The organism is Photorhabdus sp. RM71S, from assembly GCF_042879355.1.
GTDB lineage: Bacteria > Pseudomonadota > Gammaproteobacteria > Enterobacterales > Enterobacteriaceae > Photorhabdus > Photorhabdus kayaii.
In genome coordinates, this window is sequence record NZ_JBHFKV010000001.1 from 1 (window position 1) to 16,600 (window position 16,600).

The window sequence follows — 16,600 nt, forward strand, 5'->3', positions numbered from 1 at the left end:
TCGGTCAGTTGTGTATAGGCCATAGTGCATTTTCCTTTGGCGAGAAAGATGCCTACTATAGCAACTGACCGCCCTTCTGAAAAATTGCACTTATTAGTCGAATCTGCCATGAGTGAATATTTCAAGGTGTATAATTAAAAAACAAATTAGATTTATTGCTTAAATTTCATGATATTGATGAAGTAGCCCTAAGTATTTTATGCTAATACTTAATTATAGTTATACCTCTTACATTCAAAATAGGGTATTCAATAGAATCACGTAATTTTAACTTAATATCTTAAATAGTCATAAACATTCTGAGGTTTGGTTTGCAAAATTATATAAAAACCTTAATTATCAAAAAATTGACTTCCCTGAAATAGATACCCCCAAAATGAAATTCTCTTGGAGAACAAACGATGAATAAAACATTAAGGAATATATCCTTATTCACAGGTATTATATTTGGAAACCTGGTATTATCTCATGCCGCAATTATTCCAGCAGGTACATTATTGTCAGTTAATCAAGATATCGTTCGCAATAATGGTTCGGAACCTGTGTCTCTTGATGTTCATAAAGTTGAAAATGATGTTGAATTTAATATTATTCATGATTTTTTTAGTGGATTAATCAGAGCGGGCAGTGATGGAAAAATCAATCCTGATTTAGCGATCAGTTGGGAAGCCAAAGATAATAAAGTGTGGTTATTTCATCTAAGAAAAGGAATAAAGTGGTCTGATGGCTCCCCTATTACTGCCCATGATGTGGTTTTTAGCTGGCGACGTTTAGTTGATCCCAAAATTGCCTCTCCGTATGGCAGTTATCTTGGAAACATGCATGTAGTCAATGCCAAAGATATTGTTGCTGGCAAGAAAAAAACCGATGAATTAGGTGTAAAAGCGCTGGATAATTTAACTTTGGAAGTGACGTTAGAACAACCCGTATCCTATTTTTTACAGATGTTGGCCTACCCTGTTATGGTACCTATAAGCCAAAAAGCGGTTGAAAAGTATGGCGAAAAATGGACTCATTCCGATGTATTTGTCAGTAGTGGGCCATTTAAGTTATCCGAATGGGTTGTTAATGAGAAAGTTGTGGGTATCAGGAATTCACAATATTGGGATAGTGCTCATACTGTTATTAATAAAGTCACCTACCTTCCAATAGCATCAGAAACGGCAGATATCAATCGTTATCTAGCCGGAGAAATTGATATCACCAAGAATATCCCGTCGATTTTATTTAAATCCTTAAAGACAAAATTAGGTAATCAAGTTCATATCACACCAGCATTAGGTGTTTATTATTATGATTTTAATAATAAAAAACCACCTTTTAATGATTTCAGAGTCAGGCAGGCATTAAATTTGGCTTTAGATAAAGAGATTATAGCGAATAAAGTTTTGGGGCAAGGTCAAGAACCTGCTTATAATCATACTCCACCAAATACTGGAGGAATGAATTTAGGGCAACCTGATTATGCATCATGGACACAACAAGCAAGAATTGAGAAAGCTAGGAAGTTATTAAATGAAGCGGGTTATAATAGAAGTAACCCATTGAAATTTAAACTTCTTTATAATACGTCAGAAGAGCATAAACGGATTGCTATTGCGGCGACTTCAATGTGGAAAAAAAGTCTGGATGTAGATATTATTTTGCAGAACCAAGAACGAAAAGCTATGTTGGATGTTATTCATCAAGGTAATTTTGAGATGGTGAGATATGCACGGATCGCTGATTACGATAATCCTGCCTCGTTTTTAAATAATTTTGTTACTGATAGTTCTAATAATACATTCTTATATAGCAATCATACTTATGATGATTTGATAAATAAAGCTAAAGCAACAAATGATCGAAAATATTTTCAGCAAGCAGAAGATATTTTGGCAAAAGATGTACCAGCAATTCCTGTTTATTACTATATCGGTGTCAGATTAGTCAAACCTTATATTGGTGGGTATTATATGAGCCCATTGGGTTTTGTGTCGACAAAAGATCTTTATGTTATTAAACATTAGTAGAATATTATTATAGTACTTAAGTAGATATTACGGTTTTGGACAGGTTGGTTGTTTTAAACCGTAATATGAGATATGAGATGATTTAATATTTTAATCAATTGTTTTTATTACCATATATCGATAATTTTTTATTTTAATTATCTGAATAGGAATATTCTGATGAAAATATATCACCATAACTATAAATAAGTGTTTTTAAGATAGCGGGCGTTACCTAAGATGCATCAACTGTCTATTATATGAACCATATCGAATAAATTAGAAAAATCATATCGTTTTATATTACAAAAAATAGTAACAGGCATATTTCAAACAAAATTTCAATAACTTAATATAATTAGATTGTTAATCAATTTATGAAATGGATAATCATATTATATTTATCTAGAATTGATAGCTAAGTCCTGGGGCTTTATTTGTCGTAGATAAATTATCCTGTAAAATGGAGGACACTATTATGTATAAACATAAAGTGAAAGTGATGACTTTATCCGCTACGATAATTACAGCTTTATTTAATGGCGCATGGGCTCATGGTTATATTGATAGTCCAGGAAGTCGTGCATTCCTTTGTTCTGCACAGGGAAATGAACAAAATACGGATTGTGGGTTAGTTAAGTATGAGCCTCAATCTCTTGAAGCTAAGAAAGGCTTTCCGCAAACTGGTCCGGAAGATGGCCATATTGCTAGCGCTGGCATTGGTCATTTTGGCTCATTGGATGTTCAAACTGAAGATCGCTGGAGAAAAATTCCTATTACTGCCGGTGATATTGAGTTTCAGTGGGAAATTATGATTCAACACAAAACCTCAAGTTGGGAATATTTTATTACCAAACCTAATTGGGATCCCAATAAACCTTTAACCAGAGAGCAATTTAATAGTACACCTTTCTGCTTTGAGGATTATCAGGAAAAAATGCCGGGCAACCGAGTTATTAATAAATGTACCTTACCAGAGGGTTATCAAGGCTATCACGTTATACTGGGTATTTGGACAATCTCAGATACCTTAAATGCATTTTACCAAGTAATTGACACAACAATTAGCCCTGCTTGATTATAAAATAACTATTATCGGGAACAGCATGATGCTGTTCCTGTTTATCGAACTTCTTGTTCCATCTATTGAACTCAATTAATATAGGTTTGCTCCCAAATTATGTGGAACAAACCTACGCAACAAAGCTCAAAGACCGAATTTTTCTTTAAGTTTATCAAGCTGTTGTTGTTGAAATAGCTCAAACTTAGCTCTTGGCTGCTGCAAGCGTATAGAATCTAACATTGGATCTTTGACTTCCGTACGAATGCCGCTCATCTGTTCAAGTACAGCCAATCCACAGAATGGTACATAAGACTCCGCATACCCGCCTTCATGAACAACGACTAGTTTTCCGTCGCATAAACTATCTGCTGCCTGTTGCACTAGCTGGGTCATCTCCCGAAAACTTTCACTATGGAGCTGCATCCTGGCCAAAGGATCCACCGCATTCGCATCATAGCCACAGGCAACAATAATCAGTTCCGGTTTAAAACGTTCAAGCGCTGGAAGTATTATCTGTGTCATTGCATAGATATAGCTATTATGTCCGGCTCCAGCAAGTAATGGGATATTCAGGTTATAACCTATTCCTTCACCTTCCCCAATATCATCTTCACCGCTGTATCCTGGAGGGAAGCAACCATCCTGATGTATCGAGATGGTCAAAACATCAGAACGCTCCCAATAAATATGCTGAGTACCATTACCGTGGTGAACATCCCAATCAATGACCGCAACTCGTTTTAAATCAAAACGTGCTTTTGCCTGTTCAATTGCCAATGGGATATTTGCTAGAAAACAAAATCCCATGGACTTATCAGGTAAACAGTGATGACCTGGTGGTCGAGAAAGGCTGTAAGCATTATCAAGCTCACCGCTAAGCACTGCTTCCACCGCCGCACAAGCAAGGCTGGCTGAAAGCTTAGCAATTTCATAGCTTCCCGGCCCCAGAGAGGCTTCTATACCAAGCATTCCTCCACCATTATCACTGACTTGCTTAAACCGCTTCAGGTACTCTTCCGGATGAATTTTACGTAGTGTTTGCTCATCAATAGGCGATGCCGAAGAAAGGTGCAAAGAGTGGCTCAAGCCCGATACATCCATCAAATTTTTTAGCCGCCTTTTTGTTTCCGGCGATTCAGCATGTGCAGTTCCAGAAGTAGGTTGAACCCAACCACCGACAGGTAAAGTAACTACATACGCGCCAGTACTATGCCAAAAACAATGTTCATCAAAGAAAAACCCTGTTTTTCGTTTCATCACCCTTCCTTATATATTAAATTAATTAACATATCATTAATATAATCAAAACAAAAACAGATTATGCCTAAGCCTCCCTAATATTCGTGGGCACCGATGAGATAACCCGAACAAGTATGTTCTGACCTCTAAATCCAGCACTTAACTGCTGGATTTAGAGGTCAGAACCACTCGGTGAAGCCCCATGTCGTGGTAAAGTCTCTAAGTATTTTCAGTTGTATGTTGCCCTGAATTCCAACAAATGCAAGATGGTCATCCTTTCTCATACACCACTCGAATCCTCCAGACGAACGCTTAACCACAGCCATATCTTCCCATTTTTGTTGGTACTGAGCTTTACAGATAAGTATCTCGTGAGCGTTGTAGCCAAGGTAAGCCCCGTGATCACTTACAGGGGAGGCCCGGCAAATAAAGCCAAGGTAGCCTCCCCTCTTTCCTTCCCAGACGCACTCAAATTTTTGGTGTGGTATAGTGCTCTCCCATATTGCCAATGACACGCTCCCCGGCGCTGCATGAAACTTACTAGCCACCGTTACAGCAGTCGCGTAATCACCCGCTGGATACGGATGAATAATATAGGATTTTCCTGGGATCGGAGTATCGTTGCCTGTGAGTATTCCCATAATCATTCTTCGTTAGTTTATGTGGTATTCACATTCATTTAGGTAGATATTTTAATTATTGTGTCTTTTTAATGAAGCTCAATAATCAACATCAGTATCCTGATATATAAATATCTAAAAAATTCATAATAAATGACATCTACAATCCAACCATGAATTTCGACACAAGGATATTATAACTTTTATTGTTTATTTGAATTTTAATATTCGATGGCTTTGTGTGGCGTATGGCACAAAGGTGACAGTAAAAATCCGCCTTCGCCCCACCCCGAGTATTGTTTCTGTGCTGCTGAAATGAACATTTCCACCAAACAGTCTTGTTCATAGTAACGTTCAATGCATTGATATTTTGTGTTTTTTCTCAGTGGTATCATTTAGTGACATTCCTGACCACATTGTCGCCTTCAAATTTTATAGGTGGTTGAATGTGCATTTGACATATTTGAGTTTGATGTTTGCTCCTTTTGTTTTATAATAAAAAGTATGTTGTAACTAATTGTGTTATTCAAATGAGTAAATATTTATCAATTGAAGATTTGAATAGTTGTTTTCAAAGACAAGAGAATAAGTTGAAACAACTGTATGAACAATTAAATAGCTATTCTTTGTTGGCCGCTCATGTGTTTATTCTGCCTGATGTAGAAAAAGGCAGTGAACATGAGCCAGTAACGAAAATAATTGTTAATGAAGCGACGGATAATGACGCATTAAATATAGGGTTAAATCATTACCAGAAGCTATTTATATATCACAACAACCAAAATATCAGCAGTAAAGCTGCCGTTCGTCTTCCCGGTGTATTATGTTTTTCTGTGAACCAACAACAATATCGCTCTGCTTTACTTTTGATTGAGGAAATTAATAAGTTGAAAGCAGAACTTGAACATATCGTAACTGTGCAATCAGGAGTGGATAAAGAACAACGGTTTGAGTTTGTTCACAGTCAGTTACATGGTTTGATAACTTTAAACGCTTACAGAACCATCACTCCCCTTATCAATCCCGATTCAGTTCGCTTTGGTTGGGCAAATAAAAATATCATCAATAAAGTCACAAAAGATCAAATTCTACAACGTTTAGAGAAAAGCTATAACGCTGGACGAGCAGTTTCCCCCTATTCTCGTGAACAGTGGGCAGCATTAGTCGCCAAAGAAATTATCGACATAAAAAAATTACCTAATGATGTGGTTTTAAAAATCAAACGTCCAGTGAAAGTGCAGCCCATTGCACGAGTCTGGTATGCGGAACAACAAAAACAGGTGCAGTATGCTTGTCCCCTGCCAATAATTGCATTTTATGTTAACTATGGCGATAACCAACCAAAGATAGGTAGACTTGCCAACTACGATGCCAATGCCATAGTGCATCGTTATAAACCCAAAGCCAAACCACTGGAATTGATTATTCCAAGGCTACATTTATATCGTGAGATTTAGCAAAAACCGCCGTAAACCCTTGTCCAGTGCGAGGGTGTCAGAAAGCGGTTGCTCCAGCATCTGCATGAACGCATGATATTTTTCCAGAATACTCCCGTACATTCTACTAACCGGAGCATTCGTCTCCGGTCAGTTTTTCATGTCTAAACAACAATTACTTCAAGCTGCCAACCATATCTTCCGGACGAACCCACTCATCAAACTCTGCGTCTGTCAGATAACCCAGTTTCATCGCCGATTGTTTCAATGTCAGCCCTTCTTTATGGGCTTTCTTAGCAATTTCTGCGGCTTTGTCATAACCGATATGTGTATTCAGCGCTGTTACCAGCATCAGAGATTCATTCAGCAACTGAGTAATGCGATCACGGTTAGGTTCGATACCAACTGCACAATGTTCATTGAAACTACGCATACCATCCGCCAGCAAGCGAACAGATTGCAGGAAGTTATTAATCACCATTGGACGGAACACATTCAGCTCAAAGTTGCCAGATGCACCGCCAATATTAATAGCAACATCATTACCCATCACCTGAGCACAAAGCATTGTCACCGCTTCACACTGAGTTGGGTTAACTTTACCTGGCATGATTGAACTACCCGGTTCGTTTTCAGGAATTGAAATTTCGCCGATACCACAGCGAGGGCCGGAAGCCAACCAACGAACATCGTTTGCAATTTTCATCATGGATGCTGCCAGACCTTTTAATGCCCCATGAGAATGAACCAGAGCATCACAAGTCGCCAAGGCTTCAAATTTATTTGGTGCAGTAACAAACGGATGGTTGGTCAGTTCAGCCAATTTCTTAGCAACACGAACAGCATATTCAGGATGAGTATTTAAGCCGGTGCCAACCGCAGTTCCCCCTAGCGCCAGTTCACAAACATGGGGAATACTGTCTTCAATGTGTTTCAGATTATGCGTTAACATTGCAGCCCAACCAGAAATTTCCTGACCAAGGGTCAATGGCGTCGCATCTTGCAGGTGGGTACGACCAATTTTAACGATATCCTTATAAGCTTCAGCTTTATCAGCCAATGTTTTTTGTAATATTTTCAGCTCAGGAATAAGGTGTTCACGCAACGCGATAACAGCGGCAACATGCATTGCTGTTGGGAAAACGTCGTTAGAACTCTGACTTTTATTGACATCATCGTTAGGATGGATAAGGCGTTCATTCCCCCTCACCCCACCAAGGATCTCGCTACCACGGTTCGCCAACACTTCGTTCATGTTCATGTTACTTTGTGTTCCAGAACCGGTCTGCCAGATAGCAAGCGGAAATTCTGTCGGATGTTTACCTTCCAGCACTTCTTTCGCAGCAGCAATAATTGCTTCTCCACGTTCTTGCGGCAGAAGGCCTAAATCCATATTGACACCGGCCGCAGCCTGTTTGGTCAATGCCAGAGCATGAATTAATGCAACCGGCATTTTCTCCTGCGAAATGCGGAAATGCTCAAGTGAGCGTTGAGTTTGCGCTCCCCACAATTGGTCAGCAGGTACTTCGATAGGCCCCATTGAGTCTTTTTCAATGCGAGTGGCTGCCATTACTATCTCTCCTTAACACACAGAATAATCGAATATGCATATACCCGTCATCTTTCAAGTTGCCTCTTTGTTGGCTGCACTCGGTCACATAGTTACCTATGCTCCCAGGGATTCGCTCTCTTGCCGTCGCGATGCATCTTGAAATCAATAGGGTATAATCAGTCTTTGCAGATAAACTGATTAGCATTCTGTTATCATGCCACATATTAGTTCCTGATTATGCCAACCAAGTCGTATTTATCGTATTGTGGTAGAAAGGAAATAGATTGATTTTTTTAAAAAGAGAGTAACGGCCATGTTGAAGATGATAAATCAGATCCAGCGCTATTCATGGGGAAGCAAAACCGCCCTGATGGATATTTATGGTGTTGAAAATCCAGATAATCTGCCAATGGCTGAATTATGGATGGGTGCCCATCCTAAAAGCAGTTCACTTGTAGTCAATCCAGAAACGGGAAAACCCATTGCCTTAAATGAATTAATAGCCAGTGATCCGGAAAAATATCTGGGGAAAAAAGTTTCAGATAGATTTCACCGTTTGCCTTTCCTATTTAAGGTATTGTGCGCCGCTCAACCTCTTTCAATTCAGGTTCATCCTGATAAAAAATCCGCAGAAGAGGGGTTTGCCAAAGAAAATATCGCCGGTATTCCGTTGGATTCCCCGGAAAGAAATTACAAAGATGATAACCATAAGCCCGAATTGGTTTATGCCCTTACCCCTTTCCGGGCAATGAATGGGTTCCGTCCATTAAACGAAATCGCGCAATTACTGAAATTTATTACTGCGGCCCATCCCAAAATTCCGTTCTTTATTCAGACACCAAATGAACAGAATCTTGCCTGCTTATTTTCCCAATTACTGAATATGAGTGGTAAACAAAAGCAGTTAGCTCTTGGCGTATTGAAATCAGCATTGAATAGTCGGCTCGGAGAACCTTGGGATTCCATCAAAAAAATGACGGCATTTTACCCTGACGACAATGGCCTATTTATTCCACTTTTACTTAATGTCATCGAACTTGAACCTGGTCAAGCCATGTTTCTATGCGCCCGCACGCCTCACGCTTATCTGGAAGGCGTTGCTCTTGAAGTGATGGCAAACTCAGATAATGTCCTACGAGCGGGCTTAACCAACAAATATATTGATATTCCTGAGCTAATGGCAAACCTTGACTTTATTTCAAAACCAACAAACACCTTATTTATGCTACCAAGACAGGAAAAAACAGCTAAAAATTTCCATATTCCAGTGGATGATTTTGCATTTTCTATTTATTCTCTATCGGAACAGTCAATTACGCTTGATAACAATTCAGCATCGATTGTTTTTTGTGTTGAAGGTCAAACAGTTATACAATCTGGCGAACACCAATTGAGAATTTTCCCAGGTGAGTCAGTATTCATATCTGCTGCCGAAAAGGCTGTGATAATTCACGGTGATGGTTTTACCGCCCGGGTTTTTAATTAATAATACCAATCTGGGCCTAAAACTTATTCACAGGCGCTGTTAAGCACTACTTACACTCCAAGTTGTGTTAACGGCCATTTTTATACCAAGAGAATGCATATTACCTGCAAAATATGCATTAAAAGGATGGATTTGCATTATGAAAAAATCGTTAGTGGCAATAGGCATTATTGTTGCCTTGGGAGCAGCCTGGACTGGAGCTTCATGGTATACAGGTAAACAGATTGAACAACGTATAGATCAATCTATTTCCCGCGCCAATGCTGAGATGAAAAAAGCCTTCCCTGAAACAGGTCTGATGTTACAGAGTAAAGATTTCCACCGTGGCGTGTTCAGTTCTGATGTCCGTCTTGTTCTGACAGCTAAAGACGGCGTTAAAAACGCAGAAATCAAACCCGGTGAAGAGATTTCAATTAAATCGGTGATTGATCACGGGCCTTTCCCACTTGCACAAGTGAAAAAATTAACCTTAATTCCTAGTATGGCTTCCGTACATTCCGAGCTGGAAAATAATGAATCTTTAAAACCCCTGTTTGAAATCACTAAAGGAAAATCACTGTTCACTTCTGATTCACGTGTCAGTTATAGTGGTTCTGTTATTTCTGATGTTGATATCGTCCCTGTCGATTTTGAAAAAAATGGTGCTAAGTTCAATTTTTCCGGCGCCAAACTGACTTCCGATCTCAGCCGTGATCTGAAAGAGATATCACTGGCAATCAAGAGTGACCAGTTAGTCATCAATAAAAATGACGAAAATTTCCTTGTCAAAGGTATTGATTTAAACCTAGCTAACAAAAAAGGCAAATTTGATATCTATATTGGCGATCAAAGCATCAAAATTCAGGAAATCAGCCTAAAAGGCATCGACAATGAAGATATGATGCTTTCCGGAGTTAAAATAGATTCAAATATCGGTGAAGATGAAACTAATCTGAAAGGAAAAATCACTTATAGTTTAGATGGTCTTAAACTGAAAAACATTGATTTTGGTTCTGGTAAGTTTGCAATTACTGCGGATCGTCTGGATGGTGAATCTGTCCGTAAGTTCACCCAAGCATATAATGATGCCACAACTAAATCCCTCGCGTCTGGTGATCTCTCTTCCGATGCGGCAAACACAGCGATTATTGACGCGGTATTTTCTAACCTGCCTATTTTGCTGAAAAACAATCCACAATTTGGTATTGAGCCATTGACCTGGAAGAATACTAAAGGTGAAAGCACCATTAATTACCAAGTGGGTTTGAAGAGCTTGCCGAAAGATAAAAGTAGCTTGTCTTCAATGAAAACAGAAGAAGCTATTCGCACTTTAATTCAAAACATGTCTCTGAATGTCACATTACCAAAACCTATGATGATTGAGTTCGCTACTCAGTCGATGATAATGAATGGTGTGGATAAAGCAAAAGCTGAACATAATGCTGAACAACAGATAAAACAGTTTGAACAATTAGGACAGTTGTTTAAAATTACCACGGTTGATAAAGATGCTATCAGCATTAAATTTAACTATGTAGACGGTAATGTAGAAATGAATGGTAAGAAAATGCCCTTACATCAGTTCATGTCTGAATACAATTTATCCGACCCTTCTGATGATGAAGCACCAGAGCAAATAGTGCCAGAAGGCGACACCCCCCACGACAATGGAAAAGTGAAAGCAGAAGGTACTGTGAAACCTGTGCAATAAAACGCGCCCATAAACGTTTTGTTAAATTGCCAGTCAACGTATGTGACTGGCTTTTTTATATAAAAAAGGACTGGAATGTGATTGACATAAAACTCCCACTAACAGATTTACACCGCCATCTCGATGGAAATATCCGACCGGAGACTATCTTAGATCTTGCCAACCAGCATAATATTCAGCTTCCAGCAAATGATCTGGAATCACTACTCCCTCACGTACAAATTATTGAAAATGAACCAAGCTTAGTAAGTTTTTTGCAAAAACTTGATTGGGGAGTGGCAGTATTAGCTGATTTGGACGCTTGTCGTCGTGTTGCTATCGAAAATGTTGAAGATGCCATCAATACTGGGCTAGATTATGCTGAATTACGTTTTTCCCCTTATTACATGGCGATGAACCACAAATTGCCGGTTGAAGGGGTCGTTGAAGCGATTATTGATGGTATCCGTTCTGTCCGTCAAAATAACGATATCGACATCCGTCTTATCGGAATTTTAAGCAGAACTTTTGGTGAACAAGCCTGTACTGAGGAATTAGCTAGCCTGCTGGCTCACCAGCAACATATTACTGCATTGGATCTCGCGGGTGACGAGTTAGGTTTTCCCGGCCATCTTTTTCAATCTCATTTTACCAAAGCCCGTGATGCTGGATGGCATATAACCATTCATGCCGGCGAAGCCGCTGGTGCTGAAAGTATTTGGCAAGCAATTAGGGAATTAGGAGCTTCTCGTATTGGTCATGGGGTAAAAGCCATTACCGATCCCGTATTGATGGATTATTTGGTTGAAAACCGTATTGGTATTGAAGCCTGTTTAACCTCAAACCTTCAAACCAGCACCGTCAATTCTTTATTGGACCATCCACTGAAACGATTCCTGGAAAAAGGTATTCTTGCTTCCATTAATACCGATGATCCGGCCGTTGAAGGCATCGATATCCGCCACGAATATGAAGTTGCCGCACCTGCCGCGGGTTTATCTATTGCTCAAATTCGCCAGGCTCAGATAAATGGGCTGGAAACCGCTTTTATCAGTGATGCAGAAAAACAGGCATTACGTATGAAAGCAGCAAGTCGTTAAATATAAACAGTGCAGGAATGGAGATTCCATTCCTGACTTATTTTGGCTATTTATTAGGGATCACGGTTATATAATCACTGACACAATTTATCAGCTTACTATCACTTGTGATCAGTGGAATCTTGTTGTGCTTCGCCTGAGCGACAATTAACCGGTCAAACGGGTCTTTATGTAGTTTTTCAGGTAAATCGCTCACAACAAGCGTATGCTCGCTTTTTATGGGGATTTCTATCAAACCAGCCTCAAACAACCCATCCCTGAACTGTTTGGGATCTACGGAAAAATCAGGCTTGTTGAGACTATTTTTGATGACCACTTCCCATACTGACGCCGCACTAAAACAAAGAGTTTTGTCGGTATCTTCAAGTATATCAACAATATCTGCTTTCAATTTTTCCGGTTCATATGCCATGAACAGCAGGATATTGGTATCTAACAACAAATCCATTAGGAGTATTTTCCTTCAAACATATCAATAACTTCGGTGCTGTTCATATCGTCAAAATTGGCGGGGACGCTACCTTTGCCTTTGAGAAAACCAAGCTTGCGCTTAGGTTTATCTTCTCTGTATGCGATGACTTTAACCAATGCATGACCATTCTTGGCGATCACTACGGGCTCACCGGTGCGAGCGACTTCCTGGATAATTCTGGACAGGTTAGTTTTCGCGTCGTAGATGTTAACCTTTTCCATAAAATGACCTCTTGTTGTACATACTTTAAGCATAGTTATTTTTATTGGTCTAGTCAATTTAGTTAGACTAATGGTTTGCTTACAACTTGCTAATTACTCAATTTAAAGGATATATCCCATGACCGTATATCATTACGGATTGCCTCAGAAGAAAAATCGCTGTTAGTGCCTACAATATAGGTTTATTGTTAAATGATTTTTTATATACCCTAGTCGCCTCAATTCATCATATTAACTATCTTTTTGGATAATTGAATCATTCCCTACCATAGATTTATATCTATTTTTATTTTAACCCCTTGGCATAACGTTGCGCCAATACTGCACACACCATCAACTGAATTTGATGAAAAATCATCAACGGCAACAACATTACACCAACCGTCGCAGCGGGGAATAAAACATTTGCCATTGGCACGCCATTAGCCAGACTCTTTTTCGAACCACAAAAAACAATCGTAATTTCGTCTTCTTTATTAAAACCTAACCAACGGGCAATATAAGTATTAATAACCAACACAACCGCCAATAAAACACAGCAAACCACCCCAATCATCAGTAGCGAATAACCATCAATTTTATGCCAGATACCTTCTACCACCGCCTCACTAAAAGCCACATAAACCACTAAAAGAATCGATGACCGGTCAGTCATATTAACCAGTTTTTTATGTTTTTCTACCCAACGGGCAATCAATGGCCGCGACAAATGCCCAATAATAAAAGGAACCATCAATTGAAGAATTATGGATTTTATTGCTTCCAGCGTATCGGGGCTGCCTTCGCCTTGTGTATGGATCATCAACCCGACTAATATTGGCGATAAAAACACGCCCAGAATACTGGACGCCGAAGCACTGCAAATGGCAGCGGCAACATTACCACCAGCAACAGAGGTAAAAGCAATAGCTGACTGAACCGTAGCCGGTAATGCACAAAGATAAAGGAATCCCCAATAAATCGTTGATGTCATGATTTCGGGTACTAGCAAATTCAACCCTAATCCGATAATTGGGAATAAGACAAAAGTACTGAGAAAAACAACTAAATGAAGCCGCCAATGTCCCATGCCGGTAATAATGGCCTGACGGGATAATTTAGCTCCATGCATAAAAAACAGCAAAGCAATAGCAGCCGTCGTTAGCCGTTGAAACCAGACTTTAATTTCTCCCTCGCAAGGCAAGAATGTCGCAATAACGACTACCGTCACTAATATCATCAAAAAAGGATCTATTCTTAACTTTTGCCACCAAGTCATTAGTTATTTTCCTTGCTTTGCAAATAGTTAGCCCGGTTTACCAAGCTAACTACTAAGAATTAAATAGCTGAAAATAGACAAATCTTAAGAAATTCTGCGGGAGTTTATTCCATCACCACGATACCAAGCCGTTCCATCAGCTCCGACGCTTGATAGGTATCGATTTTCACGCCCTCCAGATTAATGCTACGAATGTCGAGTTCACCCAGCATTGAGTTAGTTAGATTACAGTGTGTAAAATTTGCTGCGCGCCAATCAAAAGCGGCAAATTCACCACCAGAAAGATCGGAGCCACTGAAATTTGCACCAAGAATATTCGCACCGTTCCAACGGTTTTCCCATAACTCACACTTTTCAAGAATAACCTTAGAAAAGTTGGCATAGCTCAAGTTACTTTTGGTTATGTACGCACGACAAAACCAGACACGAGAACTAATCATATTCACAAAACTGGTTCCACGAAAATCTGAACCTTGAGCCCTACATTCCCTGATCTCTATACCAAGGGCGTTAGCATTCCTGAAATTAACCATTGACAGATCACAGCTTTTAAAGCTGGCGTCCTTTAGCACAGCATGGCTGAAGTTACACCCCATCTGACTTTCCTGGTCATAAAACTGACAACCGATAAACTGCGTTTCGCTCAGATCGGCCCCTGAAAAATCGCAGTTAAGGAATTTACTGTTTTCAATTACCTTTCCAGTAAACTGGTTACGTCCAATCTTCTCATCACACAGTATTAACGTTTTCATATAATGACTGTTCGTTGTTGTTTTGCCGACTGAATACCGGCTTCAATTAATTTCATAATTTGAATGGCTTCACTTGCCGTGACTGGATTAGGTTTACCTAGCGTAATCGCATCACGGATAGCAGCATAATAAGCAGAATAATTACCAGGCAAAGTCGGCACATGTTCAGTCACTAACTCCTCTCCACTTAACAGTGTCATAACACCGTCACGAATATCATATCCCCAATCGGCATGCAGTGGCCTTTCCCCCGCTTTCAATCGCTCTTCCTGAGGATCAAGACCATATTTTACGTAACTACCTTCCATACCATGCAACGTATAAACAGCAGATTCAGCCGCCGCCACAGTTGTTGCATGAAGAACTACTTTGATATCCGGGTAATTCAGCAATACATGAAAATAATCCACCGCTTCCGCTTGTGGGCGAATCATTCCCAAATCAGCCGTAATAGATTGCGGTTTACCAAACAGTTGAACCGCTTGATCGAGTAAGTGAGGGCCTAAATCATACCAAATGCCACTTCCTTGCCCTGCCGCTTCACGCCATCTTTGACGTATAACCGGACGATAACGATCAAAATGGGATGCGAAATATTTTAATTTGCCCAAACGATTCTCTTTAATTAACGACTTTATCGTCAAAAAACCGGAATCCCAACGGCGGTTATGAAATACAGAAAGTAATAAATTCGCTTTTTCTGCCTGCTCTTTTAAAGATTCAGCTTGTTCAACTGTGATAGTAAACGGTTTATCCACCACAACATGCTTACCCGCTGCCAATGCCTTCTGTGCTAGAGGATAATGCGTATCATTAGGTGTCGGAATAACGATTAAGTCAATGTCGGGATCATTAAAAAGATCCTCAGTGCGGGATATCACCGGGATATTTGGCCAATCTGATTTCACTTTCTCAGCATCACTACTGGAAATAGCGGCCAATTTAACACCAGCAGTGCCAGCAATTAATGGTGCATGAAACGTTTTACTCGCATAACCATACCCCACCAGCCCAACCTTTAACAGCTCACGCATAACAGCCTCTCAAACTCATTAATAATATGCAGCAATTCAGCATCCGTAAAAAATATCATCGGTGATGACCGCTGCGCAAATTATCTCTGAATCTACTCTTGAAGATCTTTCAATCAATCTATTTCCTAAGTTATCAGAATCGCCTATTATTCTTTTTTCATATAGCTTCAAGTGGAATGATTTATGTATCAAACCAATGATTACCATCGAATTAATGGTTGGATTCTGGCTCCGGCGGCTTATCTGATTATGACCTTTCTCAGCGCCAGTATAATGCTCGCCTTATATATTGTGGCATTTTTTAGTCAAAACAATGCATTGAGTGCCGGGAATAATCACTTTACTTTAATGTGGTTTCTTTCTGTTGCCATTACTGCGGTAATGTGGTGTTACACCCTATGGGTATTGAAACTGCTTTTCATTCGATCAAAAAGATTTCCCCAAATTTTTATTATTTGGCTTATTGTTACCGTATTAATTGCATTGAAAACTTTCGCTTTCTCCCCTATTCCTGATCAAATAGCTTTGCGTGCATTAGCATGGCCACTATTGGCAACTGCTATTTTTGTCCCCTACATTAAACGCTCTCATCGAGTCAAAATGACTTTCACACAAGATCGATAACCTCAACTTTCTTTGGTTGTTATCATTAACAATAGATTGCCCCTGGTAAAACGAGGGCATACTTATAATTTAATAAAAAGTCA

At 39.5% G+C, this 16,600-nt stretch carries 15 protein-coding genes; 7 read left to right on the forward strand and 8 right to left on the reverse strand.

Annotated elements, in window-relative coordinates:
- The first annotated feature begins 401 nt into the window (after positions 1-401).
- Positions 402-2,009, forward strand: a complete 1,608-nt coding sequence (locus ACGF5R_RS00005; protein WP_387689056.1) for an ABC transporter substrate-binding protein — start codon at positions 402-404, stop codon at positions 2,007-2,009.
- Positions 2,010-2,469: 460 nt separating this feature from the next.
- Positions 2,470-3,069 carry a lytic polysaccharide monooxygenase gene (locus tag ACGF5R_RS00010; protein WP_112878208.1) on the forward strand — a complete coding sequence of 200 codons (600 nt, stop codon included), beginning with the start codon at positions 2,470-2,472 and terminating at the stop codon, positions 3,067-3,069.
- A gap of 129 nt (positions 3,070-3,198) precedes the next feature.
- Here ACGF5R_RS00010 and ACGF5R_RS00015 read toward each other — a convergent pair whose 3' ends face one another.
- Both ACGF5R_RS00015 and ACGF5R_RS00020 read right to left on the reverse strand, forming a co-directional pair.
- On the reverse strand, positions 3,199-4,311 hold the full coding sequence (locus ACGF5R_RS00015; protein ID WP_112878207.1) for a class II histone deacetylase: 1,113 nt from the start codon (positions 4,309-4,311) through the stop codon (positions 3,199-3,201).
- A gap of 161 nt (positions 4,312-4,472) precedes the next feature.
- Positions 4,473-4,934 carry a hypothetical protein gene (locus tag ACGF5R_RS00020; RefSeq protein WP_262981132.1) on the reverse strand — a complete coding sequence of 154 codons (462 nt, stop codon included), beginning with the start codon at positions 4,932-4,934 and terminating at the stop codon, positions 4,473-4,475.
- A 509-nt stretch (positions 4,935-5,443) separates the two neighbouring features.
- On the opposite strand from ACGF5R_RS00020, the gene tus reads away from it, so the two are divergent.
- Positions 5,444-6,370 (forward strand): DNA replication terminus site-binding protein, encoded by a 927-nt coding sequence (gene tus, locus ACGF5R_RS00025; protein ID WP_112878205.1) that lies wholly within the window; start codon positions 5,444-5,446, stop codon positions 6,368-6,370.
- Positions 6,371-6,524: 154 nt separating this feature from the next.
- Here the strand turns inward: tus and fumC are convergent, their stop codons facing one another.
- Positions 6,525-7,919, reverse strand: a complete 1,395-nt coding sequence (gene fumC, locus ACGF5R_RS00030; protein ID WP_112878204.1) for a class II fumarate hydratase — start codon at positions 7,917-7,919, stop codon at positions 6,525-6,527.
- A 295-nt stretch (positions 7,920-8,214) separates the two neighbouring features.
- On the opposite strand from fumC, the gene manA reads away from it, so the two are divergent.
- The 3 genes from manA (at position 8,215) to add (ending at position 12,156) form a co-directional block, all read left to right on the forward strand.
- The gene (gene manA / locus ACGF5R_RS00035; protein ID WP_112878203.1) at positions 8,215-9,387 is read left to right on the forward strand and encodes a mannose-6-phosphate isomerase; all 1,173 of its coding nucleotides are present in this window, start codon (positions 8,215-8,217) and stop codon (positions 9,385-9,387) included.
- A gap of 139 nt (positions 9,388-9,526) precedes the next feature.
- On the forward strand, positions 9,527-11,077 hold the full coding sequence (locus ACGF5R_RS00040) for a YdgA family protein (RefSeq protein ID WP_387689059.1): 1,551 nt from the start codon (positions 9,527-9,529) through the stop codon (positions 11,075-11,077).
- Positions 11,078-11,154: 77 nt separating this feature from the next.
- The gene (add, locus tag ACGF5R_RS00045) at positions 11,155-12,156 is read left to right on the forward strand and encodes an adenosine deaminase (protein WP_387689062.1); all 1,002 of its coding nucleotides are present in this window, start codon (positions 11,155-11,157) and stop codon (positions 12,154-12,156) included.
- A gap of 46 nt (positions 12,157-12,202) precedes the next feature.
- On the opposite strand, the gene ACGF5R_RS00050 is transcribed toward add, so the two are convergent.
- The 5 genes from ACGF5R_RS00050 to ACGF5R_RS00070 form a co-directional block, all read right to left on the reverse strand.
- The gene (locus ACGF5R_RS00050; protein WP_112878200.1) at positions 12,203-12,604 is read right to left on the reverse strand and encodes a type II toxin-antitoxin system VapC family toxin; all 402 of its coding nucleotides are present in this window, start codon (positions 12,602-12,604) and stop codon (positions 12,203-12,205) included.
- Entirely contained in the window at positions 12,604-12,849 is a 246-nt protein-coding gene (locus tag ACGF5R_RS00055) for a type II toxin-antitoxin system Phd/YefM family antitoxin (protein WP_112878199.1), read from the reverse strand. Before ACGF5R_RS00055 ends, ACGF5R_RS00050 begins: the two co-directional genes overlap by 1 nt.
- A gap of 286 nt (positions 12,850-13,135) precedes the next feature.
- Positions 13,136-14,107 (reverse strand): bile acid:sodium symporter family protein, encoded by a 972-nt coding sequence (locus ACGF5R_RS00060; protein ID WP_387689065.1) that lies wholly within the window; start codon positions 14,105-14,107, stop codon positions 13,136-13,138.
- 104 nt (positions 14,108-14,211) lie between these two features.
- Positions 14,212-14,859, reverse strand: a complete 648-nt coding sequence (locus ACGF5R_RS00065; protein ID WP_112878197.1) for a Qnr family pentapeptide repeat protein — start codon at positions 14,857-14,859, stop codon at positions 14,212-14,214.
- The gene (locus ACGF5R_RS00070) at positions 14,856-15,893 is read right to left on the reverse strand and encodes an oxidoreductase (protein WP_112878196.1); all 1,038 of its coding nucleotides are present in this window, start codon (positions 15,891-15,893) and stop codon (positions 14,856-14,858) included. Before ACGF5R_RS00070 ends, ACGF5R_RS00065 begins: the two co-directional genes overlap by 4 nt.
- A 183-nt stretch (positions 15,894-16,076) precedes the next feature.
- On the opposite strand from ACGF5R_RS00070, the gene ACGF5R_RS00075 reads away from it, so the two are divergent.
- On the forward strand, positions 16,077-16,517 hold the full coding sequence (locus ACGF5R_RS00075) for a DUF2569 domain-containing protein (protein WP_112878195.1): 441 nt from the start codon (positions 16,077-16,079) through the stop codon (positions 16,515-16,517).
- Positions 16,518-16,600: the final 83 nt, after the last annotated feature.

What these genes read in the sequence shown, in the direction of transcription:
- ACGF5R_RS00040 (WP_387689059.1), top strand. Translation starts at nt 9,527, where the DNA reads ATGAAAAAATCGTTAGTGGCAATAGGCATTATTGTTGCCTTGGGAGCA.
- ACGF5R_RS00020 (WP_262981132.1), bottom strand. Translation starts at nt 4,934, where the DNA reads ATGGGAATACTCACAGGCAACGATACTCCGATCCCAGGAAAATCCTAT.
- ACGF5R_RS00005 (WP_387689056.1), top strand. Translation starts at nt 402, where the DNA reads ATGAATAAAACATTAAGGAATATATCCTTATTCACAGGTATTATATTT.
- ACGF5R_RS00050 (WP_112878200.1), bottom strand. Translation starts at nt 12,604, where the DNA reads ATGGATTTGTTGTTAGATACCAATATCCTGCTGTTCATGGCATATGAA.
- ACGF5R_RS00015 (WP_112878207.1), bottom strand. Translation starts at nt 4,311, where the DNA reads ATGAAACGAAAAACAGGGTTTTTCTTTGATGAACATTGTTTTTGGCAT.
- ACGF5R_RS00060 (WP_387689065.1), bottom strand. Translation starts at nt 14,107, where the DNA reads ATGACTTGGTGGCAAAAGTTAAGAATAGATCCTTTTTTGATGATATTA.
- tus (WP_112878205.1), top strand. Translation starts at nt 5,444, where the DNA reads ATGAGTAAATATTTATCAATTGAAGATTTGAATAGTTGTTTTCAAAGA.
- ACGF5R_RS00070 (WP_112878196.1), bottom strand. Translation starts at nt 15,893, where the DNA reads ATGCGTGAGCTGTTAAAGGTTGGGCTGGTGGGGTATGGTTATGCGAGT.
- ACGF5R_RS00055 (WP_112878199.1), bottom strand. Translation starts at nt 12,849, where the DNA reads ATGGAAAAGGTTAACATCTACGACGCGAAAACTAACCTGTCCAGAATT.
- fumC (WP_112878204.1), bottom strand. Translation starts at nt 7,919, where the DNA reads ATGGCAGCCACTCGCATTGAAAAAGACTCAATGGGGCCTATCGAAGTA.
- ACGF5R_RS00065 (WP_112878197.1), bottom strand. Translation starts at nt 14,859, where the DNA reads ATGAAAACGTTAATACTGTGTGATGAGAAGATTGGACGTAACCAGTTT.
- ACGF5R_RS00075 (WP_112878195.1), top strand. Translation starts at nt 16,077, where the DNA reads ATGTATCAAACCAATGATTACCATCGAATTAATGGTTGGATTCTGGCT.
- manA (WP_112878203.1), top strand. Translation starts at nt 8,215, where the DNA reads ATGTTGAAGATGATAAATCAGATCCAGCGCTATTCATGGGGAAGCAAA.
- ACGF5R_RS00010 (WP_112878208.1), top strand. Translation starts at nt 2,470, where the DNA reads ATGTATAAACATAAAGTGAAAGTGATGACTTTATCCGCTACGATAATT.